The sequence below is a fragment of the Halorubrum sp. AJ67 genome, assembly GCF_000513435.1.
Genome location: NZ_CBVY010000024.1, coordinates 6901 through 11188 on the forward strand (window position 1 = coordinate 6901; position 4288 = coordinate 11188).

Annotated in this window: 6 protein-coding genes; 5 read left to right on the forward strand and 1 reads right to left on the reverse strand. The window is 65.2% G+C overall.

Features of this window, described 5'->3' with window-relative positions; all coding sequences use genetic code 11:
• The first annotated feature begins 302 nt into the window (after positions 1–302).
• Genes BN903_RS18380 through BN903_RS14115 form a run of 3 tightly spaced genes read left to right on the forward strand, consistent with a single transcriptional unit; the run spans position 303 to position 1838 of the window.
• Positions 303–428 carry a hypothetical protein gene (locus BN903_RS18380; protein ID WP_255331293.1) on the forward strand — a complete coding sequence of 42 codons (126 nt, stop codon included), beginning with the start codon at positions 303–305 and terminating at the stop codon, positions 426–428.
• A gap of 13 nt (positions 429–441) precedes the next feature.
• A complete protein-coding gene (locus tag BN903_RS14110) occupies positions 442–840 on the forward strand; it encodes a metalloregulator ArsR/SmtB family transcription factor (protein WP_048078337.1) in 399 nt (132 codons plus the stop codon).
• Positions 837–1838 (forward strand): permease, encoded by a 1002-nt coding sequence (locus BN903_RS14115; RefSeq protein ID WP_048078338.1) that lies wholly within the window; start codon positions 837–839, stop codon positions 1836–1838. Before BN903_RS14110 ends, BN903_RS14115 begins: the two co-directional genes overlap by 4 nt.
• A gap of 18 nt (positions 1839–1856) precedes the next feature.
• Here the strand turns inward: BN903_RS14115 and BN903_RS14120 are convergent, their stop codons facing one another.
• A complete protein-coding gene (locus tag BN903_RS14120) occupies positions 1857–2252 on the reverse strand; it encodes a metalloregulator ArsR/SmtB family transcription factor (RefSeq protein ID WP_048078339.1) in 396 nt (131 codons plus the stop codon).
• 272 nt (positions 2253–2524) lie between these two features.
• Between BN903_RS14120 and BN903_RS14125 the strand changes: the two genes are divergently transcribed.
• Positions 2525–2863: a cupin domain-containing protein gene (locus tag BN903_RS14125; RefSeq protein WP_048078349.1), complete on the forward strand. Its 339-nt coding sequence runs from the start codon at positions 2525–2527 to the stop codon at positions 2861–2863.
• Between the two features lie 188 nt (positions 2864–3051).
• A complete protein-coding gene (gene arsD, locus BN903_RS14130) occupies positions 3052–3381 on the forward strand; it encodes an arsenite efflux transporter metallochaperone ArsD (protein ID WP_048078340.1) in 330 nt (109 codons plus the stop codon).
• The last annotated feature ends 907 nt before the right edge of the window (positions 3382–4288 follow it).

Sequence of the window (4288 nt, forward strand, 5' to 3'; positions counted from 1 at the left end):
GTATCGAGGGCATTCGGACGGTGAAGGGCGTCTCGGCCGTCGTCCCCGCGTCACTTTCGCGCGACGGGGACCCGGAGGAACTGGAGGCGCTGGGGATCGGCGAGAGCGGTGGCGGGAAGACCGCCGAATGATATGACCTCGTATCGAGCCGTCTCGTTTTGACCTGTCCGATACTCTCGAGTTCGGGAACCGATTCAGTGGCGTTTCACTAGTTTTCGGACTGGTTCAAGGGACTTTGAGATATCTGAGCAGATACTCAATCGATCAGAAAGATTAAGTCAAATCGAGATATATCGATAGATATGACGATACTCGATCGGCTCTTCGGGACCGATTCGGACGACGGGAGCTGCTGCGACGTTCAGATAGAGGAGATAGACGCCGAAAACGACGAGGAAGCGCCGTCGGAACGGACGGCGACCGAATAACGAGAAATCGAGAATGTCCAATCAACCGAACACCTCGACCGACGCAGACTCCGAATCCGCGAGCGGGACACTCAGGCGGATCGAGGGAGACGCATGCTGTGAGGGGCCGTTCCCCGCGACCCGCCGGGTCGGGGAGACGACCCTCGACGCGGAGCTGTCGTCGTTCAAAGCGCTGGCCAACGCAAAGCGGCTGCGAATCGTCCACGCGCTCCGGGAGGGCGAACTCTGTGCCTGCGAGCTAGAGACCGTGTTAGACGCACCGCAGTCGACGGTCGCCTCACACCTCCGGAAGCTCCGTGACGCGGGGATCGTCAACACGCGTAAGGAGGGGAAGTGGACGTACTATCGGATCGCGGACACGGCGAGCCTCCAGCTGCTCGACCTGGCCGCGGCGCTGGGTGAGGACAGATGATCCCGCCGGGCACCGAGGCGGCGCTGCTCGACTCGTGGGACTACTTCGTTCACCTCGCGATAGTCCTTACGCCGCTTTTCATCGGCGCATCGTTCCTCGTCGGGCTCGCACAGGAGTATCTCCCCCCGGAGCGCGTCGAGGAGATGCTCCGGGCGCGCGATCACGGCAGCGGGAACGTCCTCGCGGCGGGCCTCGGCGCGGTGACGCCGTTCTGCTCGTGTTCGACCGTTCCCGTGTTGGCCGGCCTGTTGGGCGCCGGGGCGCCGACGGGCATGGCCTTCTCGTTCCTGCTCGCGTCCCCGATCGTCAACTGGATCGCCGTGTTCCTGCTGTTCGGGCTGTTTGGGACCGGTGTCACCGTCGCGTACGTAACGACCGCGCTGCTCGCGGCGATCGTCGCGGGCCTGATCATCGGCACGCTCGATCTCGACGAGTACATCAAAGACGTCCGTATCACGGCGGGCGGCCGCGAGATCGCGACCGACGGCGGAGCGGCTCCTTCGGACGCCTCGAAGGCGGCCGACGCCGCGTCCGGCTGTAGCGAGTGCGGGACGACCGCGACGAATTGGACCCACAAGGAACGCGTGACCGCGGCCGGGGAGGGCGCACTCTCCTTCTTCCGCGACACGCTCCCCTACATCGCCGTCGGCATCGCGATCGGCGCGCTGATCCACGGGGCAGTGCCCGCGGAGTTCCTCCAGCGGATCGCCGGCCCGGGGAACCCGCTCGCGACGCCGATCGCCGCGCTCGCCGGCGCACCGATCTACGTGAGCCTCAGCGGAATGCTCCCGATCGCGCACTCGCTCACCGAGGCGGGGATCCCGATCGGGACGGTGATCGCGTTCGTCATCGGCGGGGCAGGGATCAGTATCCCGAACCTAATCTTGTTGAACAAGCTGTTCGAACGGCGGCTGCTCGCGATCTACGCGACGACGGTCGTGACGATCGGGATCACGGTTGGTGTGCTGTTCAACACCGTCTTCGCCGGTCTGCTCTGAGCCGGCGAGCGTCCGTTTCTACAGCGACCGCGAGCCGTCGAGCGCGACGAGGACCGCGTTCGCGCGCGGCGTGGCGCGGTACATCCGCCACTTCCCCTCCTTCCGGCGCGTGACGAGGCCGGCGTCGGTGAGCTTCGAGAGGGCGTGACTGATCGCGCTGTCGCTCACGTCCAGCAGCGGCGAGAGCTCGCAGACGCACAGCTCGTCGTCGTCGGCCGCGTGGAGCATGCGGACGATCTTGTACCGCGTCTCGTTCGCGAGCGCCGACAGCAGATCCACGTCGGTCTCCAAGTCCGACCCGCCGACGGAGTCGTTCAGCGCTTCCAACTCCGCGAGCCGCTTAGAGAGCTCCTCGTCCGTACAGGAGCCGCACTCGTCGGCGACGTACCGCTGGAGCCGATCGGTCGATGACATACGGCACGATTGAGTCGATTCGGGATTAAGCGTTGCGGACCGTCCGCTTTTACGATCTCGACTATCGGCGAAAACGATATAGCAACTCTTCAGCTATTGTGTCGTATGAGAGATGCGATCTTCCGCGCGGGGACCGCCGGATCGAGGTCGAGCGTGCCGGCGAGCGCGACCGCAGTCGCGACCGATCCCCTCGTCGCGAACGCGGGGTGTCGGGTGTGACAGAATCGTACGAGCGGGTCAACTACACCGATATCGAGCCGGTTTCGGGCGCGATGCGACCGCTCACGGACTCGCTCGACAGCGAGCGGGTCGGCGTGTCGATCGCCCGCTGCGAGCCCGGCTGGCGGAGCAAGCCGCACGACCACGCCGCGGAGGATCACGAGGAGATCTACGTCCTCTTGGAAGGAGAAGCGACCGTCGTTATCGACGACGAACCTATCGATCTCGAGACCGGCGACGCCGTCTGGATCCCGCCGACGGCGACGCGACAGATACGGAACGGGGACGCCGAGAGCGCGTTCGTCCTCGTGAGCGGCCCGGCGACGGACTGTCGGTCCGCGACGTGTCCCGACGAACCGGGATCGTGGGTCACCGACGGATTCGTCGGCTGATCGGGTCTCCTGTCCGTTCCCGGGCCTCGACCGTTCCGAGCTTTCGACCGCGCGACCGACGCGGAGGGGTCCGACCGAAGAGCTTATAATTGTATGAGAGTTTGTTCAAATGAACCGATCACAGTAGGCGCACCATCGTCGCGTCTCGCTGTGAACGACGGCTCAGACGACACGGATTCGACTCCACCATGACCGAACTCACCCTGTATGAAGAAGCGATGTGTTGCTCCACCGGCGTCTGCGGTCCCGACCCCGACGAGGAGCTCGTCGAGGTCAGCGCCGCGCTCGACCAGCTCGAGGACGCGTTCGACGACCTCGATGTCAGTCGGGCGAACATGCAACACAACATCGACCAGTTCCTCGAAACCCAGCGGATCTACGACCGCGTTCAGGAGAACGGCCCGTCGGTCCTCCCGATCACGGTCGTCGATGACGAGATCGTCGCCGAAGGCGAGTACCTCTCGTACGACGAACTGACCGCCGCGATCGGCGAGGGCGCGACGCCTCAGGAGGCCTGACAGATGGCACAGTCAGGAGCGAAACGGTCGACGAGCGCGCGGGAGAGAGTGGAACCGAGCGGCGAGGAGACCGAGTTCGTCTTCTTCAGCGGGAAGGGCGGCGTCGGCAAGAGCACGGTGAGCTGTGCGACCGCGACGTGGCTCGCCGACAACGACTACGAGACGCTCCTCGTCACGACCGACCCCGCGCCGAACCTCTCGGACATCTTCGGCCAGTCGATCGGCCACGAGGTCACCGCGATCGACGGGATCGAGAACCTCTCCGCGATCGAGATCGACCCCGACACCGCCGCCGAGGAGTACCGACAGGAGACGATCGAGCCGATGCGCGAACTGCTCGGCGAGGAGGAGATCCGGACGGTCGAAGAGCAGCTCAACAGCCCGTGCGTCGAGGAGATCGCCGCCTTCGACAACTTCGTCGACTTCATGGACAGCCCGGAGTACGATGTCGTCGTCTTCGACACGGCTCCGACGGGCCACACCATCCGACTGATGGAGCTCCCCTCCGACTGGAACGCGGAACTTGAGAAGGGCGGGTCGACCTGTATCGGGCCGGCCGCCTCGATGGAAGAGCGCAAGCAGGACTACGAGCGCGCGATCGATACGCTCCAAGACGGCGAGCGCACCGCGTTCGCGTTCGTCGGCAAGCCCGAGGACTCCTCGATCGACGAGATCGAACGCAGCGCGGGCGACCTCGCCGAACTCGGCATCGAGTCGCAGCTGCTGATACTCAACGGCTACCTCCCCGAGTCGGTGTGTGAGGACCCGTTCTTCGAGGGGAAGCGCGCGGACGAACAGGCCGTCATCGAGCGCGCCCGCGAGGAGTTCGACGCGGACGCGACCGCGACGTACCCCCTCCAGCCCGGCGAGATCGCAGTCGTGGGAGGCAAGGCACACAGGGGATAGG

Coding starts and splice junctions, on each gene's coding strand:
- BN903_RS18380 (WP_255331293.1), top strand. CDS start 303: ATGACGATACTCGATCGGCTCTTCGGGACCGATTCGGACGACGGGAGC.
- BN903_RS14110 (WP_048078337.1), top strand. CDS start 442: ATGTCCAATCAACCGAACACCTCGACCGACGCAGACTCCGAATCCGCG.
- BN903_RS14115 (WP_048078338.1), top strand. CDS start 837: ATGATCCCGCCGGGCACCGAGGCGGCGCTGCTCGACTCGTGGGACTAC.
- BN903_RS14120 (WP_048078339.1), bottom strand. CDS start 2,252: ATGTCATCGACCGATCGGCTCCAGCGGTACGTCGCCGACGAGTGCGGC.
- BN903_RS14125 (WP_048078349.1), top strand. CDS start 2,525: ATGCGACCGCTCACGGACTCGCTCGACAGCGAGCGGGTCGGCGTGTCG.
- arsD (WP_048078340.1), top strand. CDS start 3,052: ATGACCGAACTCACCCTGTATGAAGAAGCGATGTGTTGCTCCACCGGC.